The sequence below is a fragment of the Sphingobium xanthum genome (genome assembly GCF_019737615.1).
GTDB lineage: Bacteria > Pseudomonadota > Alphaproteobacteria > Sphingomonadales > Sphingomonadaceae > Sphingobium > Sphingobium xanthum.
Map to the genome: position 1 here is coordinate 118368 of NZ_JAHKKS010000009.1, position 15872 is coordinate 134239.

The 15872-nt window shown below is 65.6% G+C and carries 19 protein-coding genes; 14 read left to right on the top strand and 5 right to left on the bottom strand.

The genetic code is table 11. The features are described from left to right. The first annotated feature begins 98 nt into the window (after positions 1–98). Together KM135_RS14995 and KM135_RS15000 are read left to right on the top strand one after the other, a co-directional pair. Positions 99–1217: an NAD(P)/FAD-dependent oxidoreductase gene (locus tag KM135_RS14995; RefSeq protein WP_221714836.1), complete on the top strand. Its 1119-nt coding sequence runs from the start codon at positions 99–101 to the stop codon at positions 1215–1217. 77 nt (positions 1218–1294) lie between these two features. After that, the gene (locus KM135_RS15000; protein ID WP_221714837.1) at positions 1295–1468 is read left to right on the top strand and encodes a YegP family protein; all 174 of its coding nucleotides are present in this window, start codon (positions 1295–1297) and stop codon (positions 1466–1468) included. A gap of 56 nt (positions 1469–1524) precedes the next feature. Here the strand turns inward: KM135_RS15000 and KM135_RS15005 are convergent, their stop codons facing one another. Further along, the gene (locus KM135_RS15005; RefSeq protein WP_246606160.1) at positions 1525–1920 is read right to left on the bottom strand and encodes a c-type cytochrome; all 396 of its coding nucleotides are present in this window, start codon (positions 1918–1920) and stop codon (positions 1525–1527) included. 212 nt (positions 1921–2132) lie between these two features. On the opposite strand from KM135_RS15005, the gene KM135_RS15010 reads away from it, so the two are divergent. The 3 genes from KM135_RS15010 (at position 2133) to KM135_RS15020 (ending at position 5004) form a co-directional block, all read left to right on the top strand. Continuing rightward, positions 2133–2639, top strand: coding sequence for a MarR family winged helix-turn-helix transcriptional regulator (locus KM135_RS15010; protein WP_221714839.1), 507 nt, complete (start codon positions 2133–2135; stop codon positions 2637–2639). A 176-nt stretch (positions 2640–2815) separates the two neighbouring features. Further along, positions 2816–3775 carry an NAD(P)-dependent oxidoreductase gene (locus KM135_RS15015; RefSeq protein WP_221714840.1) on the top strand — a complete coding sequence of 320 codons (960 nt, stop codon included), beginning with the start codon at positions 2816–2818 and terminating at the stop codon, positions 3773–3775. Positions 3776–3783: 8 nt separating this feature from the next. Continuing rightward, a complete protein-coding gene (locus KM135_RS15020; RefSeq protein ID WP_221714841.1) occupies positions 3784–5004 on the top strand; it encodes a glycerate kinase type-2 family protein in 1221 nt (406 codons plus the stop codon). Between the two features lie 79 nt (positions 5005–5083). Here the strand turns inward: KM135_RS15020 and KM135_RS20045 are convergent, their stop codons facing one another. Next, positions 5084–5473, bottom strand: a complete 390-nt coding sequence (locus KM135_RS20045; RefSeq protein WP_221714842.1) for a VOC family protein — start codon at positions 5471–5473, stop codon at positions 5084–5086. 158 nt (positions 5474–5631) lie between these two features. Between KM135_RS20045 and rpmH the strand changes: the two genes are divergently transcribed. The 9 genes from rpmH (at position 5632) to KM135_RS15070 (ending at position 13271) form a co-directional block, all read left to right on the top strand. After that, on the top strand, positions 5632–5766 hold the full coding sequence (rpmH, locus tag KM135_RS15030; protein WP_221714843.1) for a 50S ribosomal protein L34: 135 nt from the start codon (positions 5632–5634) through the stop codon (positions 5764–5766). A 29-nt stretch (positions 5767–5795) separates the two neighbouring features. Next, positions 5796–6161, top strand: a complete 366-nt coding sequence (gene rnpA / locus KM135_RS15035) for a ribonuclease P protein component (protein ID WP_221714844.1) — start codon at positions 5796–5798, stop codon at positions 6159–6161. After that, a complete protein-coding gene (gene yidD / locus KM135_RS15040) occupies positions 6158–6370 on the top strand; it encodes a membrane protein insertion efficiency factor YidD (protein WP_221714845.1) in 213 nt (70 codons plus the stop codon). The genes rnpA and yidD overlap by 4 nt, the downstream gene beginning before the upstream one ends. 39 nt (positions 6371–6409) lie before the next feature. Then, entirely contained in the window at positions 6410–8128 is a 1719-nt protein-coding gene (gene yidC / locus KM135_RS15045) for a membrane protein insertase YidC (RefSeq protein ID WP_221714846.1), read from the top strand. Between the two features lie 12 nt (positions 8129–8140). Next, on the top strand, positions 8141–8809 hold the full coding sequence (gene yihA / locus KM135_RS15050) for a ribosome biogenesis GTP-binding protein YihA/YsxC (RefSeq protein WP_221714847.1): 669 nt from the start codon (positions 8141–8143) through the stop codon (positions 8807–8809). A 79-nt stretch (positions 8810–8888) separates the two neighbouring features. Continuing rightward, the gene (locus KM135_RS15055) at positions 8889–9557 is read left to right on the top strand and encodes a glutathione S-transferase family protein (protein ID WP_221714848.1); all 669 of its coding nucleotides are present in this window, start codon (positions 8889–8891) and stop codon (positions 9555–9557) included. Positions 9558–9706: 149 nt separating this feature from the next. Next, entirely contained in the window at positions 9707–10618 is a 912-nt protein-coding gene (locus KM135_RS15060) for a TauD/TfdA dioxygenase family protein (RefSeq protein WP_221714849.1), read from the top strand. A 508-nt stretch (positions 10619–11126) separates the two neighbouring features. After that, entirely contained in the window at positions 11127–12281 is a 1155-nt protein-coding gene (locus tag KM135_RS15065; RefSeq protein ID WP_246606196.1) for an amidohydrolase family protein, read from the top strand. A gap of 156 nt (positions 12282–12437) precedes the next feature. Further along, entirely contained in the window at positions 12438–13271 is an 834-nt protein-coding gene (locus KM135_RS15070) for a dioxygenase family protein (RefSeq protein ID WP_221714850.1), read from the top strand. 103 nt (positions 13272–13374) lie between these two features. On the opposite strand, the gene KM135_RS15075 is transcribed toward KM135_RS15070, so the two are convergent. From KM135_RS15075 to KM135_RS15085, 3 genes are all read right to left on the bottom strand, one after another. Further along, positions 13375–13764 carry a nuclear transport factor 2 family protein gene (locus KM135_RS15075; protein WP_221714851.1) on the bottom strand — a complete coding sequence of 130 codons (390 nt, stop codon included), beginning with the start codon at positions 13762–13764 and terminating at the stop codon, positions 13375–13377. Continuing rightward, positions 13761–14744: an alpha/beta hydrolase gene (locus tag KM135_RS15080; RefSeq protein WP_246606161.1), complete on the bottom strand. Its 984-nt coding sequence runs from the start codon at positions 14742–14744 to the stop codon at positions 13761–13763. The genes KM135_RS15075 and KM135_RS15080 overlap by 4 nt, the downstream gene beginning before the upstream one ends. 88 nt (positions 14745–14832) lie before the next feature. Then, the gene (locus KM135_RS15085) at positions 14833–15819 is read right to left on the bottom strand and encodes a zinc-dependent alcohol dehydrogenase family protein (protein WP_221714852.1); all 987 of its coding nucleotides are present in this window, start codon (positions 15817–15819) and stop codon (positions 14833–14835) included. Positions 15820–15872 lie beyond the last annotated feature (53 nt).

Consider the following 15872-nt stretch of genomic DNA (forward strand, 5'->3'; position numbering starts at 1 on the left):
AAGGCTAGACGTTAGGCCTTACCAAATCGTAACCAGCCGGCCATGCAGCCAGAACGTTCCTGCCGACATGGCGTCACCGCCATCGCTGTCCGCACGTCATGACGTCGGTCGATATCCTCATTGTCGGTGGCGGCATGGCGGGCTTCAGCATTGCCGCCGGTCTTGCCGGGCGCGCGTCCGTCCTGCTGATCGAGCAGGAGGAGCATGCGGGCTATCATGCATCCGGCCGCTCGGTCGCCTTCTGGGAGGAAAGTTACGGCGGGCCGGGCGTGCAGCCGCTCACCAGCGCCAGCGGGCCGCTGCTCGCTTCGCCTGATCCGGCTTTCTCCGATGAACCCTTCATGCGGCCGCGCGGCGCGATCCATATCGGCCGCGCACAGGACGGGGCGCTGCTCGATGCGCTGATCGCCGACTTTTCCGCGAGCGGCGTCGCGCTCACGCCGGTGACGCGGGAGGATATCGTTGCAGCGTTGCCGCGCTTGCGGCCGGAGTGGACGATCGGTGTCGCCGAGCCGTCCATGTCGGACATCGATGTCGGCGGCCTGCTCGCGGCCTATCGGCGCATGGCGCGGCGGGGCGGAGCGGAGATTCGGCTTGCGACGCGGCTCGAGGCGGCGCGGCGCGAAGGGGAGCGTTGGCACGTCGAGACCAGCGATGGTCCCGTCTCCTGCGGTATCATCGTGAATGCCGCCGGCGCCTGGGCGGACGATGTCGCGCAGCGCTGCGGGTTTGGCGGCCTGGGCGTCACGCCCTATCGGCGCACGGTCGTGCAACTGCGCTGCCCCGAGGCACCGGCCGACTATCCGCTGGTCGCCGACCTGGCCGGCACCTTCTACTTCAAGGCGGAGGGCGCCGGGCGGCTCTGGCTGTCCCCGCACGACGAGACGCCGGACGAGGCGCGCGACGTCTGGCCGGAGGATCTCGACGTGGCGCTCGCCATCGATCGCTTCACGCAGGTGGTCGACTGGCGGATCGAGGCGGTCGAGCACAAATGGGCGGGCCTGCGCAGCTTCGCGCCGGATCGCCTGCCGATCTATGGCCGCGATCCGCGTGCGCCCGGCTTCTTCTGGTTCGCGGGGCAAGGCGGCTTCGGCATCCAGACCGCGCCTGCCGCTGCCCTGATCGGTGCGGCCTTGCTACTCGGCGAGGCTTTGCCCGCCGCCGTCGCCGGCATCGATGTCGGCCGCTACGCGCCGGACAGACTTGTCAAATCATAGCAATGTTGGCCGTTTAGGCTGGCTCGCCTGAAACCAGGACGATAGGCTCGGACAGGTCGCAACGCAGGAGATCCGCCATGGCACACAAGTTCGTGATCGAGCAGAACAAGGCCGGGGAATATGTCGCGAAGTTCAAATATAACAGCGAAGTGATCTTCTGGACCGAAGGTTATTCCAGCAAGGCGGGCGCGAAGAACGCGATCGAGTCGATCCTGAAGAACGGCCCCGGAGCGCCTGTCGAAGAGGATTGAGGCAGGTTAGCCGGCCAGCGAGCCAGCGCCGGCCGGACGGTCCTTGTCCCCAGCGCCTATTTCAGCGTCTTGAGATAGGCGATGATGTCGGCCCGATTCTTCGGATTGGCGACGCCGGCAAACGCCATCTTGGTGCCGGGCACCTTCTTCATCGGCGCGGTGAGATAGGCCTGCAGCGTGGCCTCGTTCCAGGTGAGCGCCGCTGCCTTCATCGCAGGCGAATAGTTGAAGCCCGCGACCGTCGCCGCCTTCCGGCCGACGACGCCGCGCAGCGTGGGACCGAGTCCGTTCTTGCCGGCTTCGGTAGCGTGGCAGATCTTGCACTGGGCATAGAGCTTCGTGCCATTGGCCGCATCGCCCGCCTGTGCGGTGGCAGCGGCAGGGAGCAGGGCGGACAGTCCAAGGGCGGTAAAAGAAGCGCCGATCAGGCGCGCACGACGAAGGCTAGGCAATGAGCGACTCCCGAAACTATTGTGACGGCCTCCCCGGCCCAAGGAGGGCGAAGCAATTCTGTGCGCTGCAACATGAATGCCGTCAACCATCAAAACAGCGCGTCCCGCTCTGGAGCAATCCCGCCCGTCCCGCCGCCAGCGCTTGACGGGGCCGGTGAACATGCCGATGACAGCGCAAATCATTCATGGCGACATGATCGAAAGGAGCGGGATTGACCGAGACGACTGCCAGCCTCGCGCAGGAGACGAGTGCCAAGCCGAAGCTCGATGGCTCGACCCGGCTCGACCGCGAATATGGCTTCACGTACCGCATCATCCTGGTCGCCCGGCGGTATCGCGCCATGCTGGACGAGCAGCTCCGTCCGCTCGGCTACGGCACGGCGCGGATGGAAGCGCTCTCCACGATCGCCCGCGCCAGCGAGCCGAGTGCGCAGATCGCCATCGCCAAGCGGATCGGCATCGAGGGGCCGACTCTGACCCGCATGCTCGATACGCTGGAGGCCGACGGCCTGGTCGTCCGCCGCCCGGACCCGACCGACCGGCGCACCAAGCTCATCGAGCTGACCGAGGAAGGCGAAGCCGCGCTGGAGGAGATCATGCGTGTCGCCCATGCCTTCCGCGCGACCGTGCTCAAATCGCTGACCGACGACGAACTCGATCAGGCTAATGTCGTGACCGACAAGCTGATGCGCCTGATTTGCGAGGGCGCGCAGCGCTGAAGGGCGCGAGCGCTGGTCGTAACGCAGAGAGATTGGATGACTCCGTATCGTCTAATCACGGCAAATAAATGGCCCTTTGCTCGCGATGATACTCCACCCCACCCCGCTCTGGACTTACCTATCATCGATAGATAATTGCAGAGCGAACTATCGATCCCCGGGGAGGACCATCAGACATGTCGGCGAACAGCGCAGGGGCGGCCACGCCCCGCATCGTGCATCTCGACAGGATCACCATGGGCGGCATTGCCATACCGCGCCCGTCCGTGCCGCACGACTGGGCCGAGCATGATTTCACCGATGCCGGGCAAGTCGTCGAGCGGCTCGCCGGCGCGCAGGTCGCCATCATCAACAAGGTAAAGCTGGACGCGGCGACGCTCGCCGCGCTGCCGGACCTCAAGCTGATTGCCGTCACTGCCACCGGCACCGACGTCGTCGACAAGGTCGCGGCGCAGGCGCAGGGCATCGAGGTGCGCAATGTCGTCGGCTATGCCGGCACGACCGTCGCCGAGCATGTCGTCATGATGATCTTTGCGCTCAGCAAGGGTCTCATTCCCTTCCGCGAGGCCGTGATCGACGGCACATGGGAGAACGGCAAGTCCTTCACCGTCTTCGCCGCGCCGGTGCGCGATCTGGTCGGCCAGCGCCTTGGCCTGTTCGGCAGCGGCGCGATCGCGCAGGGCGTCGCGCAGCGTGCGCGGGCACTCGGCATGGAGGTCGTGTTCGCGGGCCGTCAGGGCGCCGCGCCCGGCGAGGGCCGGCTCGCCTTCGAGGAAGTGCTGGCCACGAGCGACATCGTCAGCCTGCATTGCCCGCTCACCGCAGAGACCCAGCATATGCTGAATGCCGAAACGCTCGCGTCGATGAAGAAAGGTGCCGTCATCATCAACACCGCGCGCGGCGCCTTGATCGATCTCGATGCGCTGGAAGCCTCGCTGGAGGCGGGCCATATCGGCGGCGCGGGCATCGACGTCGCCCCCGTCGAGCCGCCGCCGCCCGGCAGCCCGATCCTGCGCCTCGCCCGGCGCAGCAATGTGATCGTGACGCCGCATAGCGCCTGGCTGAGCCATGAGGCCGTGACCGAAGTCGCGCGCATTACCGGCGAGAATGTCGCGACGTTCCTGGCCGGCCGATGACTGGACCGATGCACCCCCGCGCTCTGCTGGAAGCCGCGTTCGAAGCCGCCGTTGCCGCCTGCAAGCGGCCGGAGACGATCGTCGCGGCGCTGCCGCCCCGGCCCAAGGGCCGCGTCATCGTAATCGCCGCCGGCAAGGGCGCCGTGCCGATGGCGCAGGCGGTGGAAGCACATTGGCCGGAGGCGACCGGCATCGCGGTCACGCGCACCGGCTATGGCAGCCCCCTCCAGCGCATCGAACTGGTCGAGGCGAGCCATCCCGTGCCGGATGCGGCGGGACTACAGGCCGCTGCGCGCTGCCTCAAGCTGGCCGAAAGCGCTCAGGAGGGCGATCTTGTGCTGGTGCTGCTCTCGGGCGGGGCCTCGGCCTTGCTCGCTGCGCCATCGGCCCCGCTCGATCTGCCCGCCAAGCAAGCCGTGACGCGCGCTTTGGTGCGCTCCGGGGCGGAGATCGGCGAGATCAATCTGGTGCGGCGCCATCTCTCGCGCATCAAGGGCGGCCGCCTTGCCGCCGCCGCTTTCCCGGCGGACGTGCTGACCCTCGCCGTCTCGGACGTGGTCGGAGACGTGCCGGAGGATATCGGCTCCGGCCCGACCGTGGGCGACAAGGGCACCATCGCCGACGCGCAGGCCGTGCTCGCGCGTTACGGCATTGCCGATCCCGGCGGCTGGAGCGAGTCCGTCAAGCCGGACGACCCACGCCTTGCACGCAGCGGCTTCCAGGTGATCGTGCGGCCGGACGACGCACTTGATGCCGCCGCGGATTATCTGCGCGGCCAGGGCTATGAACCCGTATTGCTCGATCGCGAAGCGACCGGCGATGCACGCCGCGTCGCGCACGCGCATGCGCAGTCGGCCATTGATGCGCGCACGGCGGGCCGGCGCGCGGCGCTCATTTCCGGCGGCGAACTGACCGTTACGGTGACAGGCTCCGGCACCGGCGGTCCCAATCAGGAATATGCGCTGGCACTGGGGCAGGCGATCGCCGGCCGTGCGGGTCTCGCCGCGCTGGCGGCGGATACGGACGGGGTGGATGGCAATCGCGATGTCGCGGGCGCCTATGTCGATGGCGAGACGGTCTGCGCACTGGAAGAGGCCGATATCGACATCGAGGCGGCCCAGGCCAACAATGATGCCGGCAGCGCGCTCGGCGAGATCGGCGCCCTGTTCGTGCCCGGCCCGACCCAGACCAACGTCAACGATCTGCGCATCATCCTGGTCGATCCCTGAGCGGGCGGACAAGGCCAATTTGCCCTCGCGACATGCAGGGGCAAACACCGCAATTCGCTCGCTCCAGTTCCCGCCGCCCCTATGCCGGCTCGCGGAACTGGATGACATTGCCTTCGGGATCGGTCCCGTCGCAGGCGCGGAAGCCGGCCCAGACGAACTCGGCTGAAACCGGCTTCACCGTGCCGCCAAGCGCGGCCGCCTGCGCGCGAATCTGTGCAATGCTCTCGACCGCGAAAACCAGTTTCACCGGCACGTCCATGCGCGGTTCCGGCGGGTTGGCGATCTGCACGCGCTTGGCGTGAGCGGGCGGCAGCGGATGGATGACGAGCTGGATTGCGTCATTCTCCAGCCGCACGGCGTCCTCCTCCTCGCCCAGCACCGTCATGGGCACCAGCGTGGCGTAGAACCGCGCGACCCGTGCGGTGTCCTTCGCGAAGATTACAGCACCCGATTTGATCGTCCTTGCCACGATGCCTTCCCCTTCCCGTTGCGAGGCTATAAACCGGCCCGCGACATTGACAAATCCGCCCGCTTTCCCTATCGGCGCCGCTTCGGACGAACGGCCGCCCCTTTCAGGCGGCCCTTTTTGTCGATTCTGCAGACCGATTCGATTTTGAGGAATGAACGATGAAGCGCACCTTTCAGCCGAGCAACCTGGTTCGCAAGCGCCGGCACGGCTTTCGCGCGCGCATGGCGACGGTGGGCGGCCGCAAGCTGCTGAACGCCCGTCGCGCTCGCGGCCGCAAGAAGCTGACGGCCTGATTCCGGAAATGCGGCGCAGCGTGGGTCGCATGACCCGCCGCGCCGACTTCCTGGCCGCCAATCGCGGCCTGCGTGCTCCCATGCCGGGTTTCGTGCTCCTGCTGCGCGATCGCCGTGACGGCGATTCGGCGATCCGGCTCGGCATCACCGTGACAAAGAAGATCGGCAACGCCGTCATCCGCAACCGGATGAAGCGGCGTTTTCGCGCGCTCGCCGCCGCCGCTCTGCCGGACAAGGGCGTCGCGGGCGCGGACCATGTGCTGATCGGCCGCGAAGGCGGCATCGAGCGCGACTATACGACGCTTGCCGCAGAACTGGACAAGGCGCTGCGCCGCCTGACGGAAAAGCACGAGGCCGGTGAGACCAGCACGCCCCGGAATACGTCGCGCCGATGATCGCCCGCGTGCTGATCCTCGTTGCCCGCATCTGGCAAATCGGCCCCAGCCGCATCCTGCCGCCGACCTGCCGCTATAGTCCGAGCTGTTCGCAATATGCGATCGAGGCGCTCGGGAAACATGGCGCGATAAGGGGTGGCTGGCTGGCGTTGAAGCGGCTATTGCGCTGCCACCCATGGGGCGGCTCCGGCTACGATCCGGTTCCATAAGCATCTGACGAACAAGACGAGACGGGAAGCCAAATCAACGTGGACGACAAGCGCAATATCATCCTCGCGGTTGTGCTGAGCATCGCGATCCTGTTCGGCTGGCCCTATGTCTCCAGCCTGTTCTTCCCGACCGCAAACCCGCCGGCAAGACCTGCCGCGTCCGCCCCGGCGACGAACACGCCAACGGCCGGCGCGCCGACTGCCGGCGCTCCTGCCGCCGATGGGCCGCAGGCGACGCGCGATCGCACGCTGGTGCTGCGCGAGAGCCCGCGCGTCCTCATCGACACGCCCAAGCTCAAAGGCTCGATCAACCTGAAAGGTGCGCGCATCGACGATGTCGTGCTGCCGACCCACAAGGAAACGCTCGCCAAGGATAGCGAGCCGGTCCGCCTGTTCAGCCCCAGCGGTACGAAGGACGCCTATTTCGCGAGCTTCTCCTGGTCCGGCGAGGGCCTGAAGCTGCCCGACGCGAACAGCCAGTGGACCGCCGACCGCCAGACCCTGACGCCCGCCGCGCCCGTGACGCTGCGCTGGGACAATGGCGCGGGTCAGCGCTTCGTCATCCGCCTGTCGGTCGATCAGGACTATATGCTGACCGTCGCGCAGACGCTCGAGAATGTTGGCCGCAACCAGATCGTCGCCCGTCCCTATGGCCTGCTCTCGCGCATCGGCCCGTCCAGGGATCCCTCGACCTGGACGATCCACACCGGACCCATGGGCGTGTTCAACGGCGCGGCGAATTATGACATCGACTTCACCGATCTGGACGAGGAAGGCGACAAGCGCTTCTCGACCACCGGTGGCTGGCTCGGCTTCACCGATCTCTACTGGCATGCCTCGCTGATCCCCGCGCAGAACCTGCCGGTCGAGGCGCAGTTCCGCGCCGGCGCCAACAAGCGCTATCAGGCCGATGTGACCTATGCGCCGAACGTCCTCGCGCCCGGCAAGTCGGTCACCGTCACCAGCCGACTCTTTGTGGGTGCCAAGGAAACGCCGGTGCTCGAGCGCTATACCGATCAGGAAGGCATCGCCCTGTTCGATCGCGCGATCGACTGGGGATGGTTCCGCTGGTTCGAGAAGCCGATCTTCTACCTGCTCGATTGGCTGTTCCGTCAAATCGGCAATTTCGGCGTGGCGATCATCTGCCTCACCTTCATCGTGCGCGGCCTGATGTTCCCCATCGCCCAGCGCCAGTTCGCCTCCATGGCGGCGATGCGGGCGCTTCAGCCGAAGATGAAGGCGGTCCAGGAGCGCTACAAGGACGACAAGGTCAAGCAGCAGCAGGAGATCATGGAGCTGTATCGCAGCGAGAAGGTCAATCCGCTCGCCGGCTGCCTCCCCATCTTCCTGCAGATCCCGATCTTCTTCGCGCTCTACAAGGTGCTGATGCTGGCGGTCGACATGCGCCACCAGCCTTTCTTCCTGTGGATCAAGGACCTCTCGGCGCCTGATCCGCTACACATCCTCAATCTGTTCGGCCTGCTGCCCTTCACGCCGCCGAGCTTCCTTGGCATCGGTATCCTCGCCGTCATCCTCGGCATCACCATGTGGCTGCAGTTCAAGCTGAACCCCGCGCCGATGGACGACATGCAGAAGCAGATCTTCGCGATCATGCCCTGGATGATGATGTTCGTGATGGCGCCGTTCGCGGCTGGCCTGCTCATCTACTGGTGTACGTCGAACATCCTCACCATCGCGCAGCAATGGTGGCTGTATCGGCAACATCCGGTGCTGAGCCAGCCCGCGGCGGCGAAATAAGGTGCGCGGCAGGTGACGGAAGACGAAGAGGCCGACCGCATTGAGGAAGCCCGCAAGATTTTCGCGGGCCCGATCGCGTTCCTGAAGTCGGCGCCGAGCCTCGACTTTCTGCCCGATGCGATCGCGCCCGAGATCGCCTTCGCCGGCCGGTCGAATGTAGGCAAGTCGTCGCTCATCAACGCGCTGACCAATCGCAACGGCCTCGCGCGCACATCCAACACGCCCGGCCGCACGCAGGAGCTCAACTTCTTCGACGTCGGCGTGACTGAGCTGCAGGGCGGCGTGACAACCCCGCCGCTCTTCCGCCTCGTCGACATGCCGGGCTATGGCTATGCCAAGGCGCCCAAGGACATGGTCAAGCAGTGGCGCTTCCTCATCAACGATTATCTGCGTGGCCGTCCTGTGCTCAAGCGCACGCACGTGCTGATCGACAGTCGCCACGGCATCAAGGATGTCGATGAGACCCTGTTCGACATGCTCGATCAGGCCGCCGTCAGCTATCGCGTCGTGCTGACCAAGACGGACAAGGTGAAGGCCTCCGAACTGGCCGCCGTCACCGAGCAGACCGCCGCCGCGATCCGCAAGCGCCCCGCCGCGCATCCGGACATCATCGCCACGTCGAGCGAGAAGGGCATGGGTCTGCCCGAGCTGCGCGCCGCGGTGATCGACGCGCTGACCTGAGTCGCCGGCGTCCACTTGGGGTGACGCGCAAATACAGTTGAGCTAACAGCCCTCCATCCCACCCGGCAGGAGGCGCGCCATGCTCAAGCTCATCATCGGCAACAAGGTCTATTCGAGCTGGTCGCTGCGCGGCTGGCTGGCGGTGAAGCAGAGCGGCCTGCCGTTCGAGGAAGTGGTCGCCCCGCTCTATGACGATGCCTGGCCCGAGCGGAAGGCACAGGCCGATCTCGCCCCCTCGGTCGGCAAGGTGCCGACCCTCTGGGACGGTGACATCGCCGTGTGGGACAGCCTCGCCATCATCGACTATCTCGATGCGCTCTCGGGCGGCGACCGGTTCTGGCCCAAGGACAAGGCCGCGCTCGCCCTCGCCCGCTCCATCTCGGCCGAGATGCACAGCGGCTATCAGGCGCTCCGCAACGCCTGCACGATGAACATGCGTCACGTCCTCCCGGCCCAGGAGCTCGCGCCCGATGTGGCTGCCAATGTCGCGCGCATCGTCGATCTCTGGGATCGGGCGCGCAGCCGCTTCGGTCAGGGCGGAGACTATCTGTTCGGCGCCTTTGGCGCGGCGGACATCATGTTCGCGCCGGTCGTGACGCGCTTCGTCACTTACTCGATCGCGCTGCCGGCATCGGCGCAGGCCTATCGCGACGCCGTTCTGGCGCACCCGTTCATGCAGGAGTGGGCCGCCGGTGCCGAACAGGAGGAGTGGGTGATCCCGCAGTTCGAGCCAGCCGAGCAGGGCTGAGGCCGCTCTAACCACCCCGCATCCACCCGCCTCAAAGCCGCGAAAAATCCGGCTCTGCGATAGTGGATTTACAAATCGTTCGAAACTGAATTAATAGTGGGCGTATCAAATCGAGTCGGCGGCGGGACGTCGATCGCAGGAGACGAGCCATGGAAGTCAGGAAGCTTCACCCCATTTTCGCCGCCGAGCTGATCGGGGCGGACCTCACCGTCGCGCCGGACCAGGCGCTCATCGATACAGTCGAGGCGGCGATGGCGGAGCATCTGGTATTGTGCATCCGTGGCCCCGTGATCAGCGACGAGGAGCATCTGCGCTTCGCTCGCGCGTTCGGCCCGCTGGAGCTGCCGGGCCTGTTCAAGCCTGATGCGCCGCGCCGCATGGCCTATGGGCTGTACGACGCCTCCAACCTCGACATCAATGGCGAGATCGTCGATCGGGAGTCGCTGCGCGCCAAGTTCGCCAAGGGCAATGAGCTGTTCCATGCGGACAGCAGCTTTAATGACATGCCCAGCAAATGGTCGATGCTGCGCGGCGTGATCGTGCCGCCCGAGCGCGGAGACACCCAGTTCGTCGATCTGCGTCACGTCTATGACGAGCTGCCGCAGGCGATGAAGGATCGCATCGAGAACCTGGTCGCCGAGCATAGCTACGCCGCGAGCCGCATTCGCGGCGGTGTCAGCCCCGAAGAGGCCGAGCGCCTCAGGGCGGCGATGCCCGGCGCTCTGCAGCCGCTGGTCCGGGTCGGCCCGACCGGGCGCAAGAGTCTGTTCGTGGGCAGCCACGCCTTCCGTATCGAGGGCATGCCGGATGCCGAAGGCCGTGCGCTCATCGACGAGCTGCTCGCCTTCGCCAGCCAGGACAAATTCATCTACTCACATAAGTGGCAGCTGGGCGATATGGTCATCTGGGACAATCGCTACGCGCTGCATCGCGGCACCGAGTTCGATTATGAGCGCTACAAGCGCGATCTGCGCCGCGCCAATGTGAACGAATATGGCGAGGAGCGCGCCGCCGGCCCGCTACCCTCCGCGATCACCTCGGACGCGAAGACCGCTGCTTGATCGGGGGTGGGGGAAGACATGCCCCGACGCCTGAAGTCGCCGCAAGTCCCATCGGCGTCACCCCAGCGAACTGGGGTCTCGTCCGTTAGCGCGCTCCGCTGCCGCAAAAGACCCCAGCGTTCGCTGGGATGACGGCTTCGGCCAAGATTTCGCTGTCCTACAGCGCGTTCGTCATGGCACGCCCGAACCCTCGTTCCCGCCGTCCCATTGATCGACATTCTCGATCAATCCCGGCAAAAACAAGGCGCGTAGGGTGTAACCTTCAGAACCTTCGTGCCGGATTTCCGGCTCCTTGATCGAGACGGTCGATCACCCGGTTTGCGCGGCGAGGCGACAGGAAGCCTCTTGCATCTACGCTTCGCTGATGGCAATATCGTTAGATCACTAACGACTTGGCTGCGGACGAATCGGCCGTCGCCCTGTTTTGGATGATGTGCATGCGGCCGGGATAAGGCCGCGTACCGGCCCGAATGAGAGGAACAGGCACGTGAACTTGGACCACCCCTTGATGAGCTGCGATGATCATCTGGACATGAACATGTTGCCGGCTGATCTCTGGACGAAGCGGCTTCCCGAGCATCTCAAGGATCGCGGGCCGAAGGTCGAGATCATCGACGGCAAGGCCGTCTGGATGTGCGACGGCAAGAATCTCGGCGGCTGGTCGGGTCACGAGCCGGCACCGAATGTGCCCAAGCCCGTTTACACCGCGCTCGACCGCGGCGGCATTCTCGACCAGACCGAGCGTCGCCCGGCGGTCGCCAAGCTGCGCCTGCAGGACATGGACCGCGATGGCGTCTGGGCGCACGTGCTGTTCGGCCCCGTCACCTCGCTCGATTTCGACGACGAGGAACTGCGCGACGCCTGCTACGCCGCCTATAATGAGTGGCTCAAGGAATTCTGCGCGAATGCGCCCGATCGCCTGGTCGGCGTGCCGCTGCTGCCGCCTTATCCGGGCCCGGCGCTCAAGGAGCTGCAGCACATCATCGCGCTGGGCGGTTTCAAGCAGGCCAATCTGCAGATCGCCATGGCGCAGCCGCGCCTGGAGAGCGACGAGTGGGAGCCGCTGTGGAATCTGCTTGAGGAGAGCGGCATCATCCTGTCGTTCCACGTCACCGTGTTCGCCAGCGTCAGCCGCGCGTTCGACAAGTATAAGGGCAGCCCCGGCGCGACCTTCCTGCACGTGAAGATGTTCATCGAGCAGTTCCTCGATCCGTTCGTCGATCTGTTCGCCTGGGGCATATTGGAGCGTCACCCCGGTCTCAAGATCGTGATCGCGGAATCCGGCATCGGTTGGCTGCCCTGGGTGATCGAGGAACTGGACTATCGCCACTTCCGTCTCTGGGAGGGCGAGGAGTTCTGGAACGCGCGCGGCGGTATTCCGCTCAAGATGCTGCCGTCCGAGCTGTTCAAGCGTCAGGTCTATGGCACCTTCCAGCAGAGCCCGACGGCGGTGGCGCTGGCCGAGTTCTACGGCGAGGACAAGCTGCTCTGGGCGACGGACTATCCGCACCCGGACAGCATCTGGCCGAACTCCATCAAGAAGCTGGAGGAGTTCACCAGGAAGGCGTCGCCTGAGCTGATCCGCAAGCTCGCCTGGGAAAATGCCGCCAATCTCTATGGCGTCAAAGGCCCGCCGCAGCAGGACGCGATCGCCGCCGAATAAGCGCGACCGTCAGCGAGGACATGAGGAAGGGGAGGGCCGCGGCTCTCCCTTTTTCGTTGACTAAGTCTATTCTCGCCACGCAGGCCCGAGCGGCGTATCATGATCCCCAGCGCACAGCCGGCAAACGGCGCGCTGCTGGAGGGGAGTGTCGTGAGCATGGACAGGCGAATCTTTCTCGGTGGTGCCGGCGCGATCGTTGGCGGGACATTGGGCGGCATCGGCCTGTCCGAGGCGGCCGAAGTGCTGGGCGGCCAGAAGCCGATCACGCAGAAGGAATGGGAAGCGCTCTATCGCAGCTACGGGACGGCGCAGTTCACCTGCGTGCGCACCTCGCAGGCCGTCGAAGGACCCTATTATTTCGACAATTCCCCGCTGCGCAGCGCCGTCGCCGAAGGGCGCAAGGGCGAGCGTCTGCGGCTCGGCATCACGATCGGCGGCATGCTCTCGCCCATCGCCGCGCGTTGCTTTCCTTTGGCCGGGGCCGTCGTCGACATCTGGCAGACCGACGCGGCAGGCATCTATTCCAATGTGGGCGGCGACCTGCAGACGGTCGACACGACCGGTCAGGCGTTCCTGCGCGGGCACCAGATCACCGACGAGAAGGGCTATGTCGAGTTCGAGACGATTGTGCCGGGCTGGGAAGTCATCGCCCTGCCGCCGCCCGCCATCGTCGGCGCGCGCACCAATCACATCCATGTGAAGGTCTATCACGGCCGCGACGTGCTGACCGCGCAGCTCTATTTCCCCGATCCGCTGCTCGATCAGCTGTTCGCGGAGGTCGAGCCTTACAAGTCGCACACGCGCATGACTGCACCGGGCCTGCCGCGCTTCTATGAGCGCGTGCGCAACGACAAGGACGGCCTGTTCCTCGCGGACAAGAGCACGCCGATGCCGGTCGAGCGCGTGAACGGCGTGCTGACGGCGAAAGCGACGATCGGGATGATCAGCCAGGGCAATCGGGGGCAGGCGACGCTGTTCCGCGGCGGCTGATCTACTCTGGAGCCGTTCGGGTTCTGGTTGAACCGAAACCACTCCAGATTGTCTTGGTTTTTCGTGATTTCCGAGCCGGCAGGTGAGTCCACCTGCCTCGAAATCACTCCAGTGCCGAGTCCCAATGCTCAACGATCATGCCGTCCTTGAGGCGGTATGTGTCGTACCACCAGACCGGGATCGTTCGCGTCGGGTCCTTCGGATCGGGAATGTGACGCTGGAACATGAGCTGGACGAGATCGCCCTCGGCCAGGACATGGCGGAACGGGGTCAGCTCATACGTACCCGGCTCCAGCGGTCCATCCTCGCCCAACTCCCATTTGAGGAATTCGATCAGCGCCTCCAGCCCCTGACCGGCGCTGGGGCTATGCTGGATATAGTCCTGCGCGATATATTTTGAGGCTGCCGCATAGTTCCGGCCGTTCAGCACCTCGTGCCACATGGCGAGCACGACCTGCTTGTTGGCGGCCTCGATCGCCCGGCTGTCGCTCATCCGAAGATGCGCGCGATGAAGCGGCGCAGCTCCGCGTCGACATCCGCGCTCTCGGGCACCGGCATGCGGCTGAACCCGCCATGCGGCATGGCTTCCCAGACATGCAGCTCGGCGTCGATGCCGGCATTGCGCAGCTTGCGGTGGATAAGCACCGAGTTGGACAGGAAGAGATCGCGCGTGCCGGTCTGCACGATCGTCGGCGGGAAGCCCTTCGAGAAGTCCGCGAACAAAGGCGAGAGATAGGGATCGGTCAGGTCGTGGCCGTCCGCGTAGAGTTCGTTGCACTCGGGCAGGCCGCGCTTGAGGATGACGTCGAGATCCTCATTGGTGCGGAAGCTGTCGCCCGCTTCAGTGAGGTCGACCTCGGGAGTCAGCAGGATCGTCGCGGCCGGCATCGGTAAGCCCTGGTCGCGGATCATCAGCGTCGTGGCAGCCGCGAGATTGCCGCCCGCCGAGGCGCCGCCGATGATGATGCGGCTCGGGTCGATCGTCTCGATCAGCGCCTTGTAGACCGCGAGGCAATCATCCGGCGCGGCGGGATAGGGATAATCCGGCGGCATGCGATAGTCGACCGAGACCGTGCGGATGCCCAGCGAATCGGCGGTGCGGACGCCCATCGCCTCGGCCAGCACACCGCCGCCGAAGACGAACGCGCCGCCATGGGTATAGAGATAGACCGGCCCGCCTTCCGAGCCCGCGGGCACGCAGTCATAGCAAGTGACGCCGGCAATCTGCATCTTTTCGTGGCTGCATTGGGCGGCCGCCAGGATCGGTCCCGCCATCTGCTCGCGCATGCCCGTGCCCGCTTCGATCTGCGCGCGCCAGGCCGCCTTGTCGCTGGCTGGCGGCCAGTTCATGCGCGGCATCTGCGTGCCGTCGGACAATGCCTTCTGTGCCGCCACGCTGATCGTCTGCGGCGGCGGAATGTCGCGCGCGCTGACGCGGACCGGCGTGAAGGCAAGGGGGTCCTGATCGGCCATGATTGCTCCTGCTCCCGTGTCGGACGGAGACTCATTGCCTGCCGACATGTCAGTCAGGCTTATCTCCATCGTCCGCCCTTGGGAAGCTTCACATGGTGACGACGACCTTGCCGATCTGCTGGTTGGATTCGAGGAAACGATTGGCCTCGACGATCTCCTCGAACGGGAAGGTTCTCGCGATCACGGGCTTGAGATGCCCAAGCTTGAGGCCGAGCAGGATCTTCTCCTGCGCCGCCTTGTAGCGCGCCGGATGGTTCCAGATTTCCGAGGCGACCCACCCGCGCATGGAGAGGCCTTTGAAAGCCATGTTCCAGTGCGGATAGGGCGTCGGCTGCTCGGATAGGCCGCCATAGATGAAGAGGATGCCGCGCTCGGCCATGGCGCTGGTCAAGGTCTGCACATAGGGGCCCTGCACCGGATCGAAGACGATGCGCGCGCCCTTGCCGTCGCTGATGCGCATGACTTCCTCGACGAGATCGACTTCCTGCGTTGCGACGACATGCTGCGCGCCGAGCGCTTTCAATTGCTCGGCCTTCTCGCTGGTCCGCGTCGCGGCGATCGAGACGGCGCCCGCCCAATTGGCGAGCTGGATCGCGGCGAGGCCGACGCTGCTGGAGGCAGCGGGGATGATGACGAAATCGCCGATGCCCGCCTCGCCGACCTCGATGATCGCGAAGGCAGTCATATACTGCATCCAGACCGCGGCGGCCTCGGCGGCGCTGAGGCCCTCGGGCGCGGGCAGCAGGCAGCGCGTTGGCACGATCGCCTGCGTCGCCCAGACGCCATATTGGCCAAGCGGATACATGGGAAGCGCGCTGACGCGCTGGCCGATCTCGAAGCCGGTGACGCCTTCGCCCAGCGCCTCGACGATGCCACAGGCCTCGTAGCCGATCAGCGTGGGGAGGGCTGGCTTGGTCGGGTAGCGCCCGGCGCGGAACATGGCCTCGGAGCGATTGAGGCCGACTGCCTCGACCTTGATGCGGACTTCGTTTGGCCCCGGCGCGCCGATCTCGATTTCGTCGAACCGCAACACTTCCGGTCCGCCCAACTCGCGGACGCGAACGACTTTGGCCATGTGTCTCTCCGTAAAATTATAAGCCCCTCCCCTTTAGGGGAGGGGGAAGGGGT